Annotated in this window: 21 protein-coding genes; 12 read left to right on the forward strand and 9 right to left on the reverse strand. The window is 61.8% G+C overall.

What is annotated here, in order from left to right:
• Positions 1–85: 85 nt before the first annotated feature.
• Complete coding sequence (locus J3P96_RS08875; protein WP_305499728.1) at positions 86–1123, reverse strand: patatin-like phospholipase family protein; 1038 nt, start codon at positions 1121–1123, stop codon at positions 86–88.
• 207 nt (positions 1124–1330) lie between these two features.
• Between J3P96_RS08875 and J3P96_RS08880 the strand changes: the two genes are divergently transcribed.
• From J3P96_RS08880 to J3P96_RS08890, 3 genes are all read left to right on the forward strand, one after another.
• Complete coding sequence (locus J3P96_RS08880; protein WP_014337256.1) at positions 1331–1621, forward strand: hypothetical protein; 291 nt, start codon at positions 1331–1333, stop codon at positions 1619–1621.
• 94 nt (positions 1622–1715) lie between these two features.
• Positions 1716–2477 (forward strand): CHAD domain-containing protein, encoded by a 762-nt coding sequence (locus tag J3P96_RS08885; protein ID WP_434656553.1) that lies wholly within the window; start codon positions 1716–1718, stop codon positions 2475–2477.
• A gap of 228 nt (positions 2478–2705) precedes the next feature.
• Complete coding sequence (locus J3P96_RS08890) at positions 2706–3503, forward strand: acyl-CoA thioesterase (RefSeq protein WP_434629409.1); 798 nt, start codon at positions 2706–2708, stop codon at positions 3501–3503.
• Positions 3504–3517: 14 nt separating this feature from the next.
• Here J3P96_RS08890 and J3P96_RS08895 read toward each other — a convergent pair whose 3' ends face one another.
• The 3 genes from J3P96_RS08895 to J3P96_RS08905 form a co-directional block, all read right to left on the reverse strand.
• A complete protein-coding gene (locus J3P96_RS08895; RefSeq protein ID WP_305499732.1) occupies positions 3518–3880 on the reverse strand; it encodes an Mpo1-like protein in 363 nt (120 codons plus the stop codon).
• Between the two features lie 181 nt (positions 3881–4061).
• Entirely contained in the window at positions 4062–5279 is a 1218-nt protein-coding gene (locus J3P96_RS08900) for a methyl-accepting chemotaxis protein (protein ID WP_434656554.1), read from the reverse strand.
• 209 nt (positions 5280–5488) lie between these two features.
• The gene (locus J3P96_RS08905) at positions 5489–6295 is read right to left on the reverse strand and encodes a TatD family hydrolase (protein ID WP_434656556.1); all 807 of its coding nucleotides are present in this window, start codon (positions 6293–6295) and stop codon (positions 5489–5491) included.
• 235 nt (positions 6296–6530) lie between these two features.
• Here J3P96_RS08905 and J3P96_RS08910 point away from each other — a divergent pair, with 235 nt between their 5' ends.
• The 3 genes from J3P96_RS08910 to J3P96_RS08920 all read left to right on the forward strand — a co-directional run bounded on the left by J3P96_RS08910 (position 6531) and on the right by J3P96_RS08920 (position 9047).
• Positions 6531–7952 (forward strand): transglycosylase SLT domain-containing protein, encoded by a 1422-nt coding sequence (locus J3P96_RS08910; protein ID WP_434601407.1) that lies wholly within the window; start codon positions 6531–6533, stop codon positions 7950–7952.
• 101 nt (positions 7953–8053) lie between these two features.
• Complete coding sequence (locus J3P96_RS08915; protein WP_434572789.1) at positions 8054–8491, forward strand: DoxX family protein; 438 nt, start codon at positions 8054–8056, stop codon at positions 8489–8491.
• A 247-nt stretch (positions 8492–8738) separates the two neighbouring features.
• A complete protein-coding gene (locus J3P96_RS08920; protein WP_434656557.1) occupies positions 8739–9047 on the forward strand; it encodes a class I SAM-dependent methyltransferase in 309 nt (102 codons plus the stop codon).
• A gap of 11 nt (positions 9048–9058) precedes the next feature.
• On the opposite strand, the gene greB is transcribed toward J3P96_RS08920, so the two are convergent.
• The 3 genes from greB to J3P96_RS08935 are packed head-to-tail and all read right to left on the reverse strand — an operon-like array spanning position 9059 to position 12778.
• On the reverse strand, positions 9059–9556 hold the full coding sequence (gene greB / locus J3P96_RS08925) for a transcription elongation factor GreB (RefSeq protein ID WP_305499739.1): 498 nt from the start codon (positions 9554–9556) through the stop codon (positions 9059–9061).
• Positions 9557–9590: 34 nt separating this feature from the next.
• Complete coding sequence (locus J3P96_RS08930) at positions 9591–12095, reverse strand: ABC transporter permease (RefSeq protein ID WP_305499740.1); 2505 nt, start codon at positions 12093–12095, stop codon at positions 9591–9593.
• A complete protein-coding gene (locus tag J3P96_RS08935; RefSeq protein WP_305499741.1) occupies positions 12095–12778 on the reverse strand; it encodes an ABC transporter ATP-binding protein in 684 nt (227 codons plus the stop codon). Before J3P96_RS08935 ends, J3P96_RS08930 begins: the two co-directional genes overlap by 1 nt.
• Before the next feature lie 10 nt (positions 12779–12788).
• Between J3P96_RS08935 and J3P96_RS08940 the strand changes: the two genes are divergently transcribed.
• From J3P96_RS08940 to J3P96_RS08950, 3 genes are all read left to right on the forward strand, one after another.
• Positions 12789–13394 (forward strand): arylesterase, encoded by a 606-nt coding sequence (locus J3P96_RS08940; protein ID WP_305499743.1) that lies wholly within the window; start codon positions 12789–12791, stop codon positions 13392–13394.
• Positions 13395–13450: 56 nt separating this feature from the next.
• On the forward strand, positions 13451–13744 hold the full coding sequence (locus tag J3P96_RS08945) for a hypothetical protein (RefSeq protein WP_024776677.1): 294 nt from the start codon (positions 13451–13453) through the stop codon (positions 13742–13744).
• Positions 13745–13977: 233 nt separating this feature from the next.
• Entirely contained in the window at positions 13978–14949 is a 972-nt protein-coding gene (locus J3P96_RS08950; protein ID WP_305499745.1) for a L,D-transpeptidase family protein, read from the forward strand.
• Positions 14950–15077: 128 nt separating this feature from the next.
• On the opposite strand, the gene oprI is transcribed toward J3P96_RS08950, so the two are convergent.
• Positions 15078–15329, reverse strand: coding sequence for an outer membrane lipoprotei OprI (gene oprI / locus J3P96_RS08955; protein WP_011335311.1), 252 nt, complete (start codon positions 15327–15329; stop codon positions 15078–15080).
• A 636-nt stretch (positions 15330–15965) separates the two neighbouring features.
• On the opposite strand from oprI, the gene J3P96_RS08960 reads away from it, so the two are divergent.
• Positions 15966–16247, forward strand: a complete 282-nt coding sequence (locus tag J3P96_RS08960; protein WP_186610534.1) for a GNAT family N-acetyltransferase — start codon at positions 15966–15968, stop codon at positions 16245–16247.
• A gap of 80 nt (positions 16248–16327) precedes the next feature.
• Here the strand turns inward: J3P96_RS08960 and J3P96_RS08965 are convergent, their stop codons facing one another.
• Complete coding sequence (locus J3P96_RS08965; protein ID WP_305499748.1) at positions 16328–17404, reverse strand: 3-deoxy-7-phosphoheptulonate synthase; 1077 nt, start codon at positions 17402–17404, stop codon at positions 16328–16330.
• A gap of 265 nt (positions 17405–17669) precedes the next feature.
• On the opposite strand from J3P96_RS08965, the gene J3P96_RS08970 reads away from it, so the two are divergent.
• Positions 17670–18623, forward strand: a complete 954-nt coding sequence (locus J3P96_RS08970) for a putative 2-dehydropantoate 2-reductase (protein ID WP_434656560.1) — start codon at positions 17670–17672, stop codon at positions 18621–18623.
• Positions 18624–18643: 20 nt separating this feature from the next.
• Positions 18644–19549, forward strand: a complete 906-nt coding sequence (locus J3P96_RS08975; protein WP_434572801.1) for a 5'-nucleotidase — start codon at positions 18644–18646, stop codon at positions 19547–19549.
• Positions 19550–19574 lie beyond the last annotated feature (25 nt).

Below are 19574 nucleotides of genomic sequence, written 5' to 3' on the forward strand. Positions count from 1 at the left end.
TCCTGACACACCGAGTGTTCAGGTTTTAGGGCCGCTTCGCAGCCCAGCGGGAGCAAGCTCCCTCGCCACGGGAGTCTTGCGATTGTTAGCTCTGCTCGCTCTCATACCGATCCAGCGTATCGCTGGCTATCTCCCGTCCCAGCGCGATCAGCTCCGGTGCCTTGTAGAACTCGAAGAATCGGCACACCCGTTTTGGCACGTTGATCAGCACATCCGGCGGGTAGCCGGCGATCTTGTATTGGGCCAGCGAGGTCTGCATCACCTCGAAGCTCTGGTTGATCAGGTCGAGCAACGAGGCCGGTCCGACGTTATCGATGATGAAAGATCCGGTGGCGGATTTCGGCGCGCCTTCGATTTCCGGCGCGGCGGCCGGTTGCTGGCCTTCCGGCTCGGCGGAATCGAGCCATGGGTTGATATCGGCCGCCTCGGCCTTCAGCGCTTCCTGTTCCAACAGCAACAGTTGCTCGGCTTGTTTGCGGCGAAACGGCAACCGTGAACCGAGGGAACTGACCAAGGTGTCGAAGCGCCGCCGGAACGCGGCGGGGCGCTGGATCACAGGCAACCGGTATTGTTTCTGGTTGGTGGCGTTGAGGTTGACCGCGATGATCAGGTCGCAATGGCTCGACACCACCGGCACGATCGGCAGCGGATTGAGCAAGCCGCCATCCACCAGCATGCGGTTGCCTTGCATCACCGGGGTGAACAGGCTGGGAATCGCCGCCGAGGCGCGCATCGCCTGGTGCAGGCAACCTTCCTGGAACCAGATTTCCTGCTGGTTGGTCAGGTCGGTGGCTACCGCCGTGTAAGGAATGCGCAGGTCTTCGATATTGAGCTCGCCGACGATCTTGCGGATCTGCCCGAAGACTTTTTCGCCGCGAATGGCCCCAAGGCGAAAGCTGACATCCACCAGCCGTAGCACATCCAGGTAGTCGAGGCTTTCGATCCAGTTGCGGTAGTCTTCGAGTTTGCCCGCCGCGTAGATCCCGCCTACGACCGCACCCATGGAACAACCGGCGATACAGGCGATGTCATAGCCGCGTCGTTCGATTTCCTCGATCACTCCGATATGGGCATAGCCCCGGGCGCCGCCCGAGCCCAATACCAATGCGACACGTTTTGTCATGAGCAGGCCTCTTGTCAAACAGACGTCAACAATGCACTCATCGACGGGCCGGCTCAATCGCTGTGGCGCAGGCGTCGTTTTTTGACACGTCGCAGCAGCATTTGCGTATGCTCGTGCCCACTTGAATATAGCGGCCGCGCCGAGGCACTTTTTGCCGGCGAAACCGTCTTACCAGCACGACTGTTGACCTGACTTGAGGTGTTATCGATGAAAGCCCGGATCTGCCTGCCCCTGGTGGCGTCCCTGATGGTTCTGGCCCTGGCCGGTTGTGCCGGCAAGACCGCTTACCGCGACAGTTGCGGCAGCCAGCTCGACAGCGCGTGGCGCGAACTTGACCTGGCCAAGGCCGAAGGCTTCGCTGGCACCGTCAGCTACTCCAAGGCTCTTTCATTGCTGACCGGGGCCAAGACCCAGCAGCAATTCGAAGCTTTCGAGGGCTGCGCCAAGAAAGCCGAGAAGGCGCGTTTCTACATTCGCGAATCCCGCGCGGGGCGATAAACACAGCGGCGAGCTGCAAGCTGTAAGCAGAAGCGAAACTGCTTTTTCTTGCGGCTTGTGGCTCGAAACTCGAAGCTGCGTACGGAGTAGCCCGATGATTGATCGGCTGGTGGCCCGGATTCTGGGCCTGGAAGTCCGCCTGCTGGCCTGTCAGGCCCGCTTGAATGCTCACACCGACAGCGAAGCTCTGCATGACCTGCGGACCACCGTCCGCCGTCTGCGCAGCCTGCTTCGTCCGCTGCGCGGGTTGCCCGGCGTCGAGCAGTTGGAGACAGCCGCATCGGCAGTCGGCAGCCTGACCACCCCCTTGCGCGACCGTGAGGTGCTGGCAGCTTATCTTCAGCAGCACGGCAAGACCGAGGCCGCGCAACGACGCCAGCTGCAAATGGCCGAGGCCTATCCCGCCGTGGCCAGCAGTCCGGAGTTGGCGCATTTGCTGATGATCCTCGATGCGTTCCCACGCTTCATCCGTGCTGCCCAGCGCCAGGGTCTGCTTGTGGGGTTGCGCAAACGCGTCGAAAAGCGCCTCGACAAACAGTGGAAAAAGCTCGGCGAGGCCTTGCGCGATCCGGCTCACGACCGCCACCGACTGCGCCTGCTGATCAAGCGCGTGCGTTATGCCATCGAAGCCTATCCCGAACTCGACCGCTTGCCGGAAGCGGCCATGCCCCGACTCAAGGCCGCCCAAGGCGCGTTGGGCGATTGGCATGATTGCTGGCAATGGCTGGCGCGTGCCGAGCAGGAAGCCGACTTGCGGGCCTGCGTACCGGTTTGGCGGATCACCATGGAAAAGGCCGAAGCCAAGTCCGACCGGGTACTCGAAAAACTCCTCGTAAGCTGCTTCGAGAAATCCTGACTCCTGCGTAATCCTTGTGGGAGCGGGCTTGCTCGCGAAAGCGGCGGATCAGCAAGCACAGTGGTGACTGGCCCAACGCATTCGCGAGCAAGCCCGCTCCCACAGGGAATCAAGGCGTATTCAGAACACACGGCTTTTCTGTCAGCCTCTTTGGCCGGAATGAGCGCTGTACTGCCCGCTCGGGATAGTTAATATCCATCATCGTTTTCCCGTCTTTTCGAGGTTGCCATGCGCTTTTCCGATTTGATCGATGCCGTGCGTCATCAGCCAGGCGCCGTCACCATTCCACCTGAGTGGGGTCAGGGCCGGGCCAGTTTTGGCGGCCTGGTGGCGGCGCTGCAATACGAGGCGATGCGTGCCCGGGTTCCGGCCGACCGCCCGGTGCGCTCGCTGGCGATCACCTTTGTCGGCCCGGTCGAACCGGATGTCCCGGTCAGTTTCGAGGTCGATATATTGCGTGAGGGCAAGGCTGTCAGCCAGGTGCTGGGGCGCGCTGTGCAGAAAGGCCAGGTGGTGACTGTGGTGCAAGGCAGCTTTGGCGCATCGCGAACCTCGGTGGTGGCAGTACAGGCTGATCCCGCGCCGCCGTTCAAGGACGTCGAGCAATGCCAGGAACTGCCCTACATCAAAGGCGGGACACCGGAATTCATGCGGCATCTGGCGATGCGCTGGAGCGTCGGCGGCCTGCCGTTTTCCGGTAACAAGTCCCGAAGCATGGGCGGCTGGGTGCGCTTGCGCGGTGATGTGAAAGAGGAGGCGCTGGACGAAGGCCATATCCTGGCGTTGGTGGACGCCTGGCCGCCGGCGTTGTTGCCTCACCTGACGCAAATGGCACCGGGCAGCACGCTGACCTGGACCATCGAGTTCGTCCAGCCATTGCTTGAGCTCACGACATTGGATTGGTGCCAGTACCTGGCCGAGATCGAGCACGCCCAGGATGGGTATGGCCATGTCGCGGCGAAGTTCTGGAGCGCCGATGGCCGCTTGATCGCCATGAGCCGGCAGACGGTGACGATTTTCGGCTAAGGCGTTACGGCGATTCAGTGACGGTGGCGATCCCGCCAGGCGCGCCACCATCCGCCGCTGAGGAAAAAGCGTGGGAAGGTCAGGAATTGTTCCACCAGCAGGCGCGACATGGCGTCCTTGCGATCGCTGAAAGGTTCTGAGGCCTGCGCCTCAAGACCATGGCCATGGCGCTGCAATCCGAGTGCGGCGAGTACACCGATCACGCCGATGGCGACATCGCCCAGGCTCAGGCTGAAGACGCCCGATACGATCAACAGAAACGCGACAATGAACAGCGGCACCGCGATCAGATGCAACACCAGGTTGGTCGGGTGGCGGTGATTCTCGGGGTAGGCGCGCCATTGCCAGGCCGGAAGGTTGGGGTGACGTTTGCCCATGATGCTTTATCCTTGAGTCCGTGAAATCCGAATAACCCAAGAATAGGCCGGGCCGGGCAGAGCGGCGAATCACGGTTGGCTATCGTAACGATAGGCGTCATAGGCATAAGGCTGTTGTGATCAGGCCAGCCCTGATGAGGAGGCTTCCTTTGTGAGGAGAAGCTATGCAGCAGATCTGGAGTTAAAGCTTCAACTGCCCAATCGCCTTGTTCAACTCACTCGCCAGCGTCGCCAGCTCATCGCTGGTGGTGGCCGAATCCACGGTCTGGCGCACGGTATTTTCGGTCACGTCGCGGATGCTCACTACGGCGCGGTTCATGTCTTCGGCCACCTGGCTTTGCTGTTCGGCTGCGACCGCGATCTGCGTGTTGCTCTCGCGCATCTGCGCCACCGCCTCGGTGATCTGCAGCAACGCGTCGCCGGCCTCGCAAGCCTGTTGCACGCAGTCATCAGCCTTCTGCGAGCTTTGCTGCATGAACTCCACCGCATCGCGGGTGCCTGCCTGCAAGGCCGACACCATGGCGGTGATCTCGTCGGTCGAGGTCTGGACCCGCTTGGCGAGGTTGCGGACTTCATCGGCCACGACTGCGAAACCCCGGCCCATTTCGCCGGCTCGCGCCGCTTCGATGGCGGCGTTGAGTGCCAGCAGGTTGGTCTGCTCGGCGATGCTGTGGATCACATTGACCACACCGTTGATCTTCTGGCTGTCTTCGGCCAGGCGCTGGATCATCTCGGCGGTCTGCTGCACGCCAGTGGACAGCCCGGTGATCGATTGCTGCACGCGACTGACCACTTGCCGTCCGTTACCCGCCAGGATATCGGTGGTTTTCGACAGGTCGCGGGTGGCGCCGGCGTGCTGGGCGATGTGATAGACCGTGGCGGTCATCTCATTGATGGCCGTGGCGGCCTGATCCGTTTCGCTCTGCTGGCCGAGCATGCCCTGGCGCACATCGTTCATGCTCGAAGCCAGGCGCGTCGCGCCGCTATCCAGCTGTCGAGCAGTGCTGGCAACGGTGTCGACCACCCGCTGGTAGCCGGCCTGCATGGCATTGAACGCAGCGGCCATCTGGCCCACTTCGTCCTTGCAGGCCAAAGGCACGCGGGCGGACAGGTCACCACTTTTCTCCACATGCAGCATCACGTCTTTCAACGTGTTGAGCTGACTGAGGAGAAAGCGGATCAATAGCTGCGATGCTCCCAACATCGCCAGCATCAGCACGAATACTGCCACGGCATATTGACTGAAGCGTTCGCCGAACACCTGGCCCAGGCTGACCCCTCGGACCTGCTGTTCAAGGTGCATGGCATAAAGCACCAACAGCAATGTGGTGACAAAGGCGACCGCATTGACCGCCCAGAATTTGTACTTCAGCGAGATATTGCTAAGCCAGGCACCCATGGAAGGTCTTCTCTGATAGCGGAAACAGTTTTGGCAAGGTGCCAGTATTCTGCTGCTATCCAGGGGGCGGGGTTTTGATGTGGGTCAATGGATACCAGGGAACCCTTGTAGGAGCGAGCCTGCTCGCGAAGGCGATCGATCTACTGCAGATAATCTGACTGACAGACCGCTTTCGCCAGCAGGCTCGCTCCCACAGGGGCCCATTCCGGTCAGGAAATCACCGGCAAGCCGAAAAACGCCCGCGCGCACGCCGTGCTGTGGGCCGCCAGGTCTTCCTCGCTTTCGCCCCGGTGCAAGGCCACTTCACGCAATACGTCTGTCAGATAGGCCGGCTCATTGCGACCGTTCTTGGGCTTTGGGCGCAGGGTGCGGGGCAGCAGATACGGGGCGTCGCTTTCGAGCATGAGCCGGCCGCGGGGAATTTCCCGCACCAACGGATGCAGATGTGTGCCTCGGCGCTCATCGCAGATCCACCCGGTAATGCCGATGTGCAAGTCCAGGTCCAGGTAACTGAACAGCGCTTTTTTCTCACCGGTAAAACAATGCACCACAGCGGCGGGCAATCGGTCGCGAAAATCCCGAAGAATTTCCAGCAGTCGCTGGTCGGCGTCGCGCTCATGGAGAAACACCGGCATTTGCAACTCCACGGCAAGCGCGAGGTGTTCTTCGAGGACTTTTTCCTGCTGCGGGCGGGGCGAGAAATCACGATTGAAATCCAACCCGCATTCACCCACCGCGCGCACACGGTCCTGCTTGAGCAGCTCGTGCAAATGCCTGGCGCTGTCAGCTGTCCAGTCGCTGGCGCTGTGGGGGTGGATGCCGGCGGTGGAAAACAGTCGCGTCCCGTCCTCGTCGAGCTGCCGGCATAGTTCGAAGGCCTGTTCGCTGCCCTCGATGCTAGTGCCGGTCAGCACCAACTGGCAGACCCCGGCGGCATAGGCGCGCTCAAGCACCGCCTGGTGTTTTTCGGCGAAACTGGGGTTGGTCAGGTTGACGCCGATATCGATGAGTTGCATGGTGCTACCTCGGCCCAAAGGTCGGAAAGCATACCAGAGCTGTAGATTTATAAAAAAAGCCAAGAACTACAATGAGTTGCGGCTGTCTGTTGAGGCCACGAGACAGGTCGGGGTGGTATCAATGCCATCGCTGTGCCAGTCTTTCGCACTTTTCAGCGCCCCACGGTGCTCTGTTTTGCCGAATCAACCACGGTTTGCCACCGGGTTGGCTCGGCAACATCCTTCCGGAGTGTGGATGGTTCGTCCCCAGGTATTGCTACTGCTGTGTTGCTCGCTGCTGTTGCCAATGGCGGCCGAAGCACGCCTGCCCGGACCGCTGCAAGTGGTAGCGCCGGGCACCGTGCGTGACCTGGCGCAGATCCGTAGCAGCCGGGTACTGAAGGTGTTGGTCAACCAGAGCCGCAACAGCTCCGGTGAAGTCCAGGGCCAGCCCATCGGCGTCGAATACCATCGCTTGCGGGCCTTCGAACAGTACCTCAATGGTCATGCCCGGGATGGCCAGGAAATCACCCTCAAAATCATTCCCAAGGCCAAGGATCAATTGCTCGGCGCACTGCAGCGCGGGGAAGGGGATCTGGTGGCGCCAGGCGAACTGCTTGAGCCGCAAGCCGGCCATGCGGTGAGCGCCAGTGAGCCGATACGCACGGATGTGCCGTTGCTGCTGGTGGGGATCAAGGGCGAAAAGCGTTATTCGCGCGTGGAGCAATTGTCTGGCAAGACCCTGGCGCTGCCCAACGGCAGCGCGGCGGGGGATGCGGTCAGCCAGATCAACCAGAAGCTGGCGTTGCTCAAGTTGCCGCCGGTGAAAATCGAATGGGTCGATCCCACCCTGGCGGTGGAAGACGTGTTGGAGATGGTCCAGGGCGGGATCTTCCACCTCACCATCGTGGAACAACCCATTGCCGAACGCTGGGGCAAGATCCTGCCCAAGTTGCGTTTCGACCGCCAGGTGCTCATCGGCGAGCCGAGCGATGAATATTGGTTCGTCCGCCGCGACGCCGCCATGCTGCGGGCGAGCATTGATCGATTCCTCACCACCTATAAAGTCCCCGACAACCAGGACGCTGCATTCCTGCGTATCTACCGACGCTTGTACCAGGTTCACTATCCGCTGGCCCGGGCCAATCGCCAACGCCTGGAAAAACTTCGGCCGGTGCTGCAAAAACATGCCCAGGCCCAGGGCATGGACTGGCTCAACCTGGCGGCCCTGGCGTTCAAGGAGTCAGCCTTGCAACCCAACGCGCGCAGCGGCAGCGGCCCAACCGGCCTGATGCAGATCACGCCGTCCGCGGCCCAGCGGGTCGGGGTCAACAACATCCAGGACCTGGATGCCAATGTGCAGGCCGGCGCCAAATACCTGGCCATGATCCGCCGCAAATTCTTCTCCAGCCCCAAGCTCAACGAGCGCGAACGCATGGCGTTTGTCCTGGCTGCGTACAACATGGGGCCGGAACGCGTCCAAGGCATGCGAGCCGAGGCCCGGCGGCGAGGCTTGAACCCTGACCAGTGGTTTTTCCAGGTCGAGCGAATAGCCATGGAGCAGGTGGGCATGGGCGCCGTCAGCTACGTTAACAGCGTGAACAAGTATTACCTGGCGTTTGATCGAGAGCGTGAATCCCTGGAGCCGCAAGAGCGGAAAGTGGCTTCGACTAAATAATCTAATTTATAGATTGGTTTGGTGGGTTTTTTGCGCTTTTTGCTCACGATTATTTGATTAATATGGCGCCCAACACACACATCTCCCAAGGAATGCACCTCATGAGCACTTTCATCAACAAGGTTCTGTTTTCCCGCGCCGGCTACGGCCTGACTGTCCTGCGCATCGTCGTCGGGGTCATTTTTGCCGCCCATGGCTCGCAGAAACTGTTCGGGCTGTTTGGCGGCTACGGGTTGGCGGGCACGGCGCAATGGATGGACAGCATCGGCCTGACGCCTGGCTACCTGATGGCAACCCTGGCCGGTGGCACCGAGTTTTTCGCCGGGCTGGCCTTGATCATCGGCCTGCTGACGCGCCCGGCGGCTTTGGGTCTGGCCTTCCTGTCACTGGTGGCGATTTTCTCCGTGCACATCGGCAACGGTCTGTTCATGGCCAACAACGGTTATGAGTTTGCCCTGGCCTTGCTGGCCGGCAGTATCGCGGTGTTGATCGAAGGTGCAGGCAAGCTGTCGGCGGATAACGCCATCGCCCGTCGATAACTCGCCCAAGACAACAAGGCCCGTCCAGTACGGGCCTTTTTTGTGCGCATCGATTCTTGACACTGGTCAGTCAGCTTCTCTAGGATGCCGCTCATGCGCCGATTTAAACAGCTACTTGCGGGGCGCCAGGTGACTCATCCAGTCACCGACAGAAGCCATGAAACAAGGCTTCGAAATACCGCTAAAGCGCTGGTTCGGTGTTGCCTCTCACCTGCCATGCAGACTTTTGAGGCAGAGACACGACACAATGAACGCACCCAGCCCCCTCGTACGCCTGGCGCCGATCACGGCGAACCTGCTGCAACGCAATCCGAAAATTCTCCTGGGCGGTACCCATCAGCCAACGCTGTTGCGTTATCTCGACGGCTGGCCGCGACGCAGCCACGGCCCCGCGGCTTTCCTGATCCAGTTTGTCGAAGACGGTGAATCGCTGGCGCGTTTCGCCAATGACAGTTTCGACCTGGCGGTGATCCAGTCGCCAACGGCGGCGGATGCTGCCGAAATGATCCGGCACTTGACCCGTGTTGCACGGCAGGGGCTGATCACTCGCCGTTGAGGCGAGTCGGGCTACGGATAGCTGATATCGACGATGTAGACGAGCTTTTCTCCGGTTGGCGCCTGGACCCTGACTTCAGCGTCCAGCGCCTTGCCAATCAGGGCGCGGGCCAGGGGCGAGTCGATACTGATCAGGTTCTGCTTCAGGTCCAGCTCGTCAGGCCCGACAATGCGATAGCGCGATTCCTTGCCGTCCTCATCCTCAACGGTGACCCAGGCGCCGAAATACACCTTGTTCGGGTCGCTGGGCTTTTCGCTGACGACCTTGAGTGCTTCGAGGCGTTTGGTGAGGAAACGCACGCGACTGTCGATTTCCCTCAGCATTTTCTTGCCGTATGTGTATTCGGCATTTTCCGAGCGATCACCCTGGGCCGCCGCTTCGCTGACCGACTGGGTCACCTGGGGGCGGCGGACATGCCACAGTTCATGGAGTTCAGCGCGCATCCGCGCTTCACCCTCGGGGGTGATCAGCGCGGTGCCGGCGGTACGGGGTGGACGATAGCGGCTCATGGCAACTTCTAGTGATGGCGAGGCCCGAAGTCTATCAACCCTCGCGCAACACTGTCAGTGGGCTGGCGTTGAGCGCCCGGCGAGTGCCAAATACGCCCGCCGCACCGATCAGCAACGCGCCCACCAGCGGCAATACCAGCAGCCATGGATGCGGATGCCACGGCAAGTCGAAGGCATAACGGTAGAGCACCAGGCTGACCAGTTCCGAACCCAGCGCCGCGAGCAAACCGCTGACCGCACCCAACAGGCCGAATTCGATGCGCCGGGCCTTGGTCAACAGCGGCCGCTCGGCGCCCAGGGCACGCAGCAGCGCGCCTTGGCGGATCCTTTCGTCGAGGGTGGCCTGCAAGCCGGAGAACAGCACCGCCATCCCCGCCGCCAGCACAAACAGCAATACGTATTCCACGGCCAGGGTCACCTGGGCCAGGATGCTGCGCAGCTGTTCGAGCAACGCCTCGACTTGCAGGATCGTCACGGCCGGGAAGGCGCGGGACAGGTCGACGATCTGCTGGTCATGGCCGGGAGCCAGGTAGAAGCTGGTGAGGTAGGTCGCCGGCAGGTCCTTCAGCGTACCGGGCTGGAAAATCATGAAGAAGTTCGGCTGGAAATTGTCCCAGTTGATTTCCCGCAGGCTGGTGACCTTGGCTTCCCGGTTGAGGCCGCCGACGTTGAACACCAGGCGGTCGCCCAGTTTGATCTTGAGGTTCTCGGCCACCTTGCCTTCCACCGAAACCCCCGGGATATCGTCCGGTGGCTGTTGCGGCCACCAGTTCCCGGCCGTGACGACGTTGCCCGCCGGCAGCTCCGCCGCCCAGGTCAGGCTTAAGTCGCGTTGCAGCGCACGGTCACCGGCCGAATCCTTGGTGACGAACTCCTTGGCCGGCTCGCCGTTGATGCTGATCAGCCGTCCCGGTACCACGGGGTAGAGCGGGGCCGACTGCGCCGACAACGCCATCAGCTTGTCGGTGAAGGCTTGCTTGTCGTTGGGCAGGATGTTCAAGGCGAAATAGTTCGGGGCGTTTTTTGGCAACTGGTTTTGCCAGGTGTCCAGCAACTCGCCGCGCAGCAGCGCGATCAAGGCCATGGACAACAGGATCAGGCCAAACGCCAGGGCCTGGCCGGCTGCCGCCAAGGGATGGCGCAACAGCTGACCGAGTCCCAACCGCCAGGGCAGCGAGGCCCGGGCCAGCATCCGACGCAGGCTCTGCAGCACCAGCAACAGCAGTCCGCCGAGCACCAGTGCGGCAATCACCCCACCACCGAGCAGCGCGAAAGTCAGCACCAGGTCCAGGCTCAGGCGCCACATGATCAGCCCGAGCGCACCGAGGGCCGCACCGTAGACCACCCAGCTACTGGAGGGAATCGGCAACATGTCCCGACGCAGTACGCGCAACGGTGGGACCCGGCCCAGTGCAGCGAGCGGCGGCAAGGCAAAACCCGCCAGTGCCACCAGCCCAGTGCCGATCCCGGCGATCGCTGGCAACAGGCCACCCGGGGGAACGGCGGTGGGTAGCAAGTCATGCAGCAAGGCAAACAATCCCAACTGGGCCACCCAGCCCAGCAGCGCACCGCTGATGCTCGCCAACAGGCCCAGCACGGCCAGTTGCAGGCTGAACAGCACCATGGTTTCCCGGCGCGACAGGCCAAGGCAGCGCAGCAAAGCACTGGCATCGAAGCGTCGAGTGGCGAAACGGTTGGCGGAGAGGGCCACGGCAACGCCGGACAGCAGCACCGCCACCAGGCTGGCCATGTTCAGGTAGCGCTCGGCCTTGCCCAGGGCGCCGCCGATCTGGCGATTGCCGTCGCGAGCGTCCTGCAGGCGCTGGTTCGGCTCAAGACCTGGCTTGACCAGGTCGCGATAGGTTTGCAGCGCCGACGCCGGGCCGCGCCACAGGTCGCGATAGCTGACCCGGCTGCCGGGTTGCACCACGCCCGTGGCGTCCAGGTCCTTGAGGTTGATCATGACGCGCGGGGTCAGGCTGTAGAAGTTACCGGCTCGGTCCGGCTCATAAGTCAGCACGCGGCTGAGGCGAACGGTCTTGTTGCCGACATCGATGCTGTCACCGATCTTCAGGTCCAGCGCGGTCAGCAGCCGTGCTTCGACCCAGGCCTCCCCGGGGGCTGGTCGTCCACCGGTCTCTTCCGGGGCGAAGGGCGCCGGGGCGCTTTTCAGTTCCCCGCGCAAGGGATAGATGTCATCGGCTGCCTTGACGCTGGACAGCTGGATACCGTTGTCGGTGGCGACAACGCTGGAGAACTCCACCACTCGGGCATGTTCCAGGCCCAGTTCGGTGCCGCTGCGGATCTGCTCCGGGCGGGCAGGGGAGCTGCCCTCGAGCAGCAGGTCGGCGCCGAGAAATTCGGTCGCGCGCATCATCATCGCGCCGTTCAGGCGGGCGCCGAAGTAACCGATGGCGGTGCTCGCCGCCACGGCCACCAGCAGGGCGAAGAACAGCACGCGCAACTCGCCGGCGCGGGCATCGCGCAGCAACTGGCGCAGGGCAAGGCTGAACAGGCGCAACAAGGGCAAGCGTGCCATCAAGGCTCCAGGGGCGCGACCATCAGGCCGGCTTCAAGTCGGATCAGGCGCCGGCAGCGATGGGCCAGGCGTTCGTCGTGGGTCACCAGCACCAGGGTGGTGCCGCGTTCCTTGTTCAGCTCGAACAGCAGATCGCTGATGCGTTCGCCGGTGTGGCTGTCGAGGTTGCCGGTCGGCTCGTCGGCGAACAGCACGTCGGGCTCGGCGGCAAAGGCGCGGGCAATCGCGACGCGTTGTTGTTCGCCGCCCGAGAGCTGGCGTGGCGAATGCGTCAGCCGTTGGCCGAGGCCGACCCGTTGCAGCAGTTGTGTAGCGCGTTCCCGGGCATCCTTGCGGCCATCCAGTTCCAGCGGCAGCATGACGTTCTCCAGCGCGTTGAGGCTGTCGAGCAGTTGGAACGACTGGAAAACGAAACCGACGTGTTCGGCGCGAACCCGGGCGCGCTGGTCTTCGTCCAGTGCGCTGAGGGCTTGGCCTGCGAGGGTCACTTCACCGCTGCTGGGCAGGTCGAGGCCGGCCAGCAGTCCAAGGAGCGTGGATTTGCCGGAACCGGACGCGCCGACGATGGCCAGGCTGTCGCCCTTGTTCAGTTCCAGGCTGAGTTCGTGCAGGATGGTCAGTTCACCTTCCGCGCTGGGAACCACTTTGCTAAGGTCCTTCGCGGTGAGAATGCTTGAGCCCATGGAGAATCCGATGCGAGTGTGGTTTTTGAGTGCCGGCCTGGCCTTGATGTGCATGGTCCAGAACGCAGCGGCGGGTACAGTCCTGATCGTTGGCGATAGTATCAGCGCGGCTTTCGGCCTGGATACCCGCCAAGGCTGGGTGTCGTTGCTGGAACAACGGCTCAAGGCCGAGGGTTTCGACGATAAAGTGGTCAATGCATCGATCAGTGGCGACACCAGCGCAGGCGGCCTGGCGCGCCTGCCGACGCTGCTTGCAGCCCATAAGCCGGAGCTGGTGGTCCTGGAGTTGGGAGGCAACGATGGCCTGCGTGGACAGCCGCCAACACAATTGCAACAAAACCTTGCAGCGATGATCGACAGCTCCCGCGCCAGCGGTGCCAAGGTGCTTTTGCTGGGCATGCAGTTGCCGCCGAACTATGGGCGACGCTACACCGAGGCTTTCTCGAAGGTCTACAGCACCTTGGCCGAGGAGAAAAAAGTCCCGCTGGTGCCGTTTTTCCTCAAGGATGTCGGCGGCGTCCAGGGAATGATGCAGGGCGACGGATTGCACCCGTCCGTCGCGGCCCAGGGCAAGTTGCTGGAAAATGTCTGGCCGACGCTGAAACCGCTGCTTTGACGCTTTTCTACAGGCGGTCTTTCGGCTAATGTGGCGCCCCCGATTTGGAGCCCCCGATGCCGCGTCCCGCCTGGTCCCTGTTTGCCTACCAACTGATCGAGCCTGACGAACAGCTGGATCTGTTCGCCTGCCAGGAAGTGCGGGTGCATCTGGTGACCCGGCAGCTGGAGCTCGGCGGCTCGGCCGACCGGACCCTTTGCGGCAGTCTTTTGCCGGCGCAGCCACGCTGGTCGGCCGTCGACCGCAGGATTTTCCAGGACCATCGCCTCTGCTCCTTGTGCCGGGCGATCCTGGAATCGCAGAAGCGCGGTACCTCGCCGATCTGGCCGGAGCTGCGGTTCGAGTTGTGATCCCTTGATCCGACGCCCTTGTGGGAGCGAGCCTGCTCGCGAGGGCGGCCGCACGTCGGGCATCCATGCAAGCTGATCCATCGCATTCGCGAGCAGGCTCGCTCCCACGGGATTGCGCTCCCGTCCAGAATGCTACACATCGGACGCTTCGGCACCGCTCTCCCCGAAATAACGGGACGCAGTGTACAATCGCGTTTTCATACCCTCTGTTCGATCTGCGAAGGATTTCCCGGATGTTGCCGCGCTTGCCTGCCGTCGCCCGCTGCCTGTCTCTTGCCGCCCTGTGTATGGCGGGTCCCGTTGCTGCATTGGAGTTGCCTCTGCCGCCACCGGGTGAAGACATCATCGGCCAGGTGCAGGTCATCAAGGCCAAGTACGAAGACACCTTCGCTGACCTGGGCACCACCTATGACCTGGGTTACACCGAGATGGTCGCCGCCAACCCGGGCGTTGATCCGTGGTTGCCGGGTGCTGGCACTGAAATCGTCTTGCCGACCCGTTTCATCCTGCCACCGGGCCCGCGCGAAGGCATCGTGATCAACCTCGCGGAATACCGCCTCTATTATTTCCCCAAGGGGCGGAACGTGGTCTACACCTTCCCGCTGGGAATCGGTCGCGAAGGTTGGGGCTCGCCCATCGCCCACACCAGCATCATCGCCAAGACGCCAAACCCGACGTGGACCCCGCCGGCCTCGATCAAGGCTGAACATGCCGCCGACGGCGATCCCTTGCCAAATGTGGTTCCGGCAGGCCCCGATAACCCGCTGGGCCCGTTCAAGTTCACGCTGGGGACGCCGGGTTACCTGATCCATGGCTCGAACAAGAAATTCGGCATTGGCATGCGTACCAGCCACGGCTGCTTCCGGATGTTCAACAACAACGTGCTGGAGATGGCCGGCATGGTGCCGGTGGGGACTTCGGTCCGGATCATCAACGACCCGTACAAACTGGGTCTGAGTGGCGGCAAGGTTTACCTGGAAGCCCACACTCCGCTGGACGACAAGGGCAACCCGTCGGTGGTGGACAAACACACCGCGGTCATCAACGCGATGCTCAAGCGTGAGGACATCACCAGCAACTTGCGCATGAACTGGGATGTGGTGCGTGACGTGGTGGCCGCTGAAGACGGCCTGCCGATAGAGATCGCTGTTCCGAGTGCCTCGGCACCGATGGTATCGAGCGCGCCGATCGACCTGACGCAATAGGGCGACGCGCCAACCTGACCCGCCCACATCCAAGGATGTCGGCGGGTTTTTTATCGCCGGGGAAAACTCCGGGCAATAAAAAAGCCGACCCAGTAATGGGTCGGCTCGATAACAATCCCGAAGGACTATTACTTGCGGCTAGCTTTTTCCAGCATGCGCAGAGCACGCTCGTTAGCTTCGTCAGCAGTCTGTTGTGCTTTTTGAGCAGCAGCCAGAGCTTCATCAGCTTTGCGGTAGGCTTCGTCTGCACGAGCTTGGGCGCGAGCTGCTGCGTCTTCGGTGGCAGTCAGACGTGCTTCGGTTTCTTTCGATGCGCTGCTGCAACCGGTAGCCAGAACTGCGGCCAGGGCCAGAGCAGAGAATTTCAGAACGTTGTTCATCGTGTTCCCCTTCAAAGGACTTTCTATTTAGTGACTGTCTCCCCAGAGTGAGGAGTTAGCCGGCGTACATACTACTCATTACTTGTAGTAAGTAAACTGACGTAGCGCAAGAAGCAAAAAAATTGTAGGCGGTGATTCTTTTTCAAGCAACTTTTCCGAGCGGTGTTTGAAAAATACCCAGCGCCAAGCCCCGGAATGGAGCACGGCGATGAAGAAAAGTTCCGTTGACGCGGCAACTCACAGGCCTGCGCTAAAGTCGCTGTTTATTGATTCCCTTAGAGTTTTGTTCATTTTTTGTGCAATCGTCCCGGCATCTTTTTATTGCCGGTGACGGTGACTTTAACAATCGGCGCTCGTCCAAGACTCAACAACTGGCGATGTTCACCTATTGCGCCTTGGCCGACTACCGCGCGACCGTGTCGCTCAATCGATAAACCCGTCGAGGTTTAACACCTCGGTGACAGGCGTGCCTTGAGCATTTGCGTCATTGGTGCCTACTATTCACGACGTGCTCGGGTTTGAGCGATTGGTTTTTTGCGCTCGGTGACCAGACAGGCACGGGGTGGCGTAGATGTTCCTTCGCCGGAAAAACATCGGTAAGGTAGGGGTCGGCATTCAGACCCGCGAGGAGTAGTGATGAGCGAGGCGGTTTCCATCCACCATGACCAGGCTGGTCATCAGTTCGAGACCATTGTGGACGGTCATCGTGCCTATCTGACCTACATGGACCTGGGCAAACAGACCCTGGACATCTATCGCACCTTCGTGCCTAACGCGCTGCGTGGCAGGGGGATTGCTGCGAAGTTGACCGAAGAGGCGTTGAAGTACGCTGAAGAAATGGGCTACACGGTGATCCCGTCCTGCTCCTATGTGGAGCGCTACATGGAGCGGCACCAGCGGCACGCGGCGAAGCTCTGACGCAATGATTCCCGATAAAAAACGCCGGACTGAGAAGCCCGGCGTTTTTTTATGTGTTGAAGTTTGGGAATAAAACCCGATCAGCTGCGCTGACGCTTTGGCAGCACGTCCTTGAGTTTGGCGTGCATGCCGCGCAGGGTCTTCTCGGTGGCGCTCCAGTCGATGCAGGCATCGGTGATGGAGACGCCGTACTGCAAATCGGCAAGGTCCTTCGGAATCGCCTGGCAGCCCCAGTTCAAGTGGCTTTCGACCATCAGGCCGATGATCGACTGGTTGCCCTCGAGGATCTGGTTGGCGACGTTTTCCATCACCAGCGGCTGCAATGCCGGATCCTTGTTGGAGTTGGCGTGGCTGCAATCAACCATGATGTTCGGCTTGATGTTCGCCTTGTTCAGCGCCTGCTCGCACAGCGCGACGCTGACCGAGTCATAGTTCGGCTTGCCGTTGCCGCCACGCAGCACGACGTGGCCGTAGGCGTTGCCCTTGGTGGTGACGATCGAAACGCCGCCTTCCTGGTTGATGCCCAGGAAACGGTGAGGACTGGACACCGATTGCAAGGCGTTGATCGCCACGGTGAGGCCGCCGTCGGTGCCGTTCTTGAAGCCCACTGCAGATGACAGGCCGGAAGCCATTTCGCGGTGGGTCTGGGATTCGGTGGTGCGCGCGCCGATGGCCGACCAGCTGATCAGGTCCTGCAGATATTGCGGGGAGATCGGGTCCAGGGCTTCGGTGGCGGTGGGCAAGCCCATTTCGGCCAGGTCCAGCAGCAACTGGCGACCGATGTGCAGGCCATCCTGGATCTTGAAGGAGTCGTCCAGGTAAGGGTCGTTGATCAGGCCTTTCCAGCCGACGGTGGTCCGGGGCTTTTCGAAATACACCCGCATCACCAGGTACAAGGTGTCGGAGACTTCCGCCGCGAGCACTTTCAGGCGCTCGGCATATTCATGGGCGGCCTTGATGTCATGGATCGAGCAGGGCCCGATGACCACGAACAGGCGATGGTCGGTGCCGTCGAGAATGTTGCGGATGACTTCCCGGCCCTTGGTCACGGTGCGCAGCGCAGCATCGCTCAGGGGGATATCGCGCTTGAGCTGGTCAGGCGTGATGAGGGTCTCGTTGGAGGCGACGTTAAGGTCATTGATCGGTAAATCAGCCATCGTGTTACTCGTCAGGTCACGGGTGCCGGCCGCCAGCGATCCCCGCGCGGCGGTGCACAGCGGATTTAAGCGCGGCGGGGAGCCGAACCTTAGCGCGTTAAGAGGTGGCTCGACAATGGGCAGGGGCGGGTTTACTCCCCTATTTTCCGGGTAACCGTGATCGAGTCGGCCCGCGAAGGAATAGGTAACCGGGTGTAAGGACGTTTGCATGCCTGGCCGCTCGCGCTGATAGTGTGCAGGGATTGTTCACCAGAGGAGTCGTGTGATGCAGGCAGGCGGTAAACCGAGGATCGGGGTGATCGGCACAGGCGCGATTGGCGGGTTCTATGGCGTGATGCTGGCTCGTGCCGGCTACGACGTTCACTTTCTGCTGCGCAGCGAATTTGCCGCCGTGGCCGAGGCTGGCCTGCGGGTCGACAGCGCGGTGCATGGCGCGCTGACGCTCCAGCCGGCCCAGGCCTATCGCTCGGCGGCCGACATGCCGCCTTGCGACTGGCTGCTGGTCGGTGCCAAGACCACCAGCAATGCCGACCTGGCCCCAGCCATCATCCAGGCCGCGGCCGACGGCGCGAAAGTCCTGTTGCTGCAGAATGGCCTCGATGTCGAAGAGGAACTGCGGCCACTGTTACCCGATTCACTGCACCTGCTTGGCGGCTTGTGCCTGATCTGCGTGAATCGGCTCGGCCCGGGCGTCATTGCCCACCAGGCGCTCGGAGCAATCAACATCGGTTACCACAGCGGTCCTGGGACGGATCAGGCCGCACGCATGGCGATCGTCGAGGAGGGCGCGGGGCTGTTCCGGGCTGCGGGCCTGGATTCCCAGGCCATGCCAGACCTCGGGCAGGCACGCTGGCAGAAACTGGTGTGGAACGTGCCCTATAACGGCCTTTCGGTTCTGCTCGGCGCGAGCACCACGCCGTTGATGGCAGACGACCACAGTCGTGGACTGATCCAGGCGCTGATGGCTGAAGTGGTACGTGGCGCACAAGCCTGCGGTCATGAGATCGCGCCAGGCTACGCGGAATATCTGTTCACGATGACCGGAAAAATGCCCGACTATTGGCCCAGCATGTACCACGACTATTCCCAACGGCGCCCGTTGGAGCTGGAGGCGATCTACGCTCGGCCACTGGCGAGGGCCAGGGCGGCGGGGTGCGAGTTGCCGAAAATCGAAGCCTTGTATCAGGCGCTGGCGTTCATCGATCGACGCAAACACTGATCGGACGAAACGGGGGAAGCATGGCAAACAATATCGATGACAGGCTGGTGCTGGCGATTTCGTCGCGAGCGCTGTTCGACCTGAGCGAAAGCCACAAGGTTTACCTGTCGGGGGGCGTCGAAGCCTATCGGCAATACCAGATCGAACACGAGGATGAAGTCCTTGAGCCGGGGGATGCCTTCGCGCTCGTGCAGAAACTGCTCAACCTCAACGAGCACCTGGGCCGTGCCCGCGTCGAGGTCATCCTGGTTTCGCGTAACAGCGCCGACACCGGCCTGCGGGTCTTCAACTCGATTCACCACTATGGATTGGCGATTTCCCGTGCCGCGTTTGTCGGCGGTCGCAGCCCATACCCGTACCTCAAGGCTTTCGGCTGTGATCTGTTCCTGTCCACTCACGCTGAAGATGTACGCAGTGCCCTGGATGCCGGATTTGCCGCGGCGACGATCCTTTCGGGCGGTGCCAGCCGCGCCGCCAGCGAAGAGCTGCGCATTGCCTTTGACGGCGACGCGGTGCTGTTTTCCGACGAGTCTGAGCGCGTCTATCAGGCTGGTGGCCTGGAGGCGTTCCAGGCCAGCGAACGCCAGGCCGCGCGCGAGCCGCTGCGAGGAGGGCCGTTCAAGGGGTTCCTGGCGGCGCTCAATGCGCTGCAACGCGAATTCCCCGAGGACGCCTGCCCGATCCGGACCGCGCTGGTCACCGCCCGTTCGGCGCCGGCCCATGAGCGGGTCATCCGCACGCTGCGCGAATGGGACATCCGCCTGGACGAGTCGCTGTTTCTCGGTGGTCTGACCAAGTCCGCCTTCCTCGAAGCCTTTGCCGCCGACGTGTTTTTCGACGACCAGACCGGGCACTGCGAGCTTGCCCGGGAAGTGGTCGCCACCGGGCATGTGCCCCACGGCATCAGTAACGAAGTGAAGCCCTGAGCGCCCGTTCCCCGGGGCGCTGCTA

Source organism: Pseudomonas sp. R3-56 (genome assembly GCF_051132075.1).
GTDB lineage: Bacteria > Pseudomonadota > Gammaproteobacteria > Pseudomonadales > Pseudomonadaceae > Aquipseudomonas.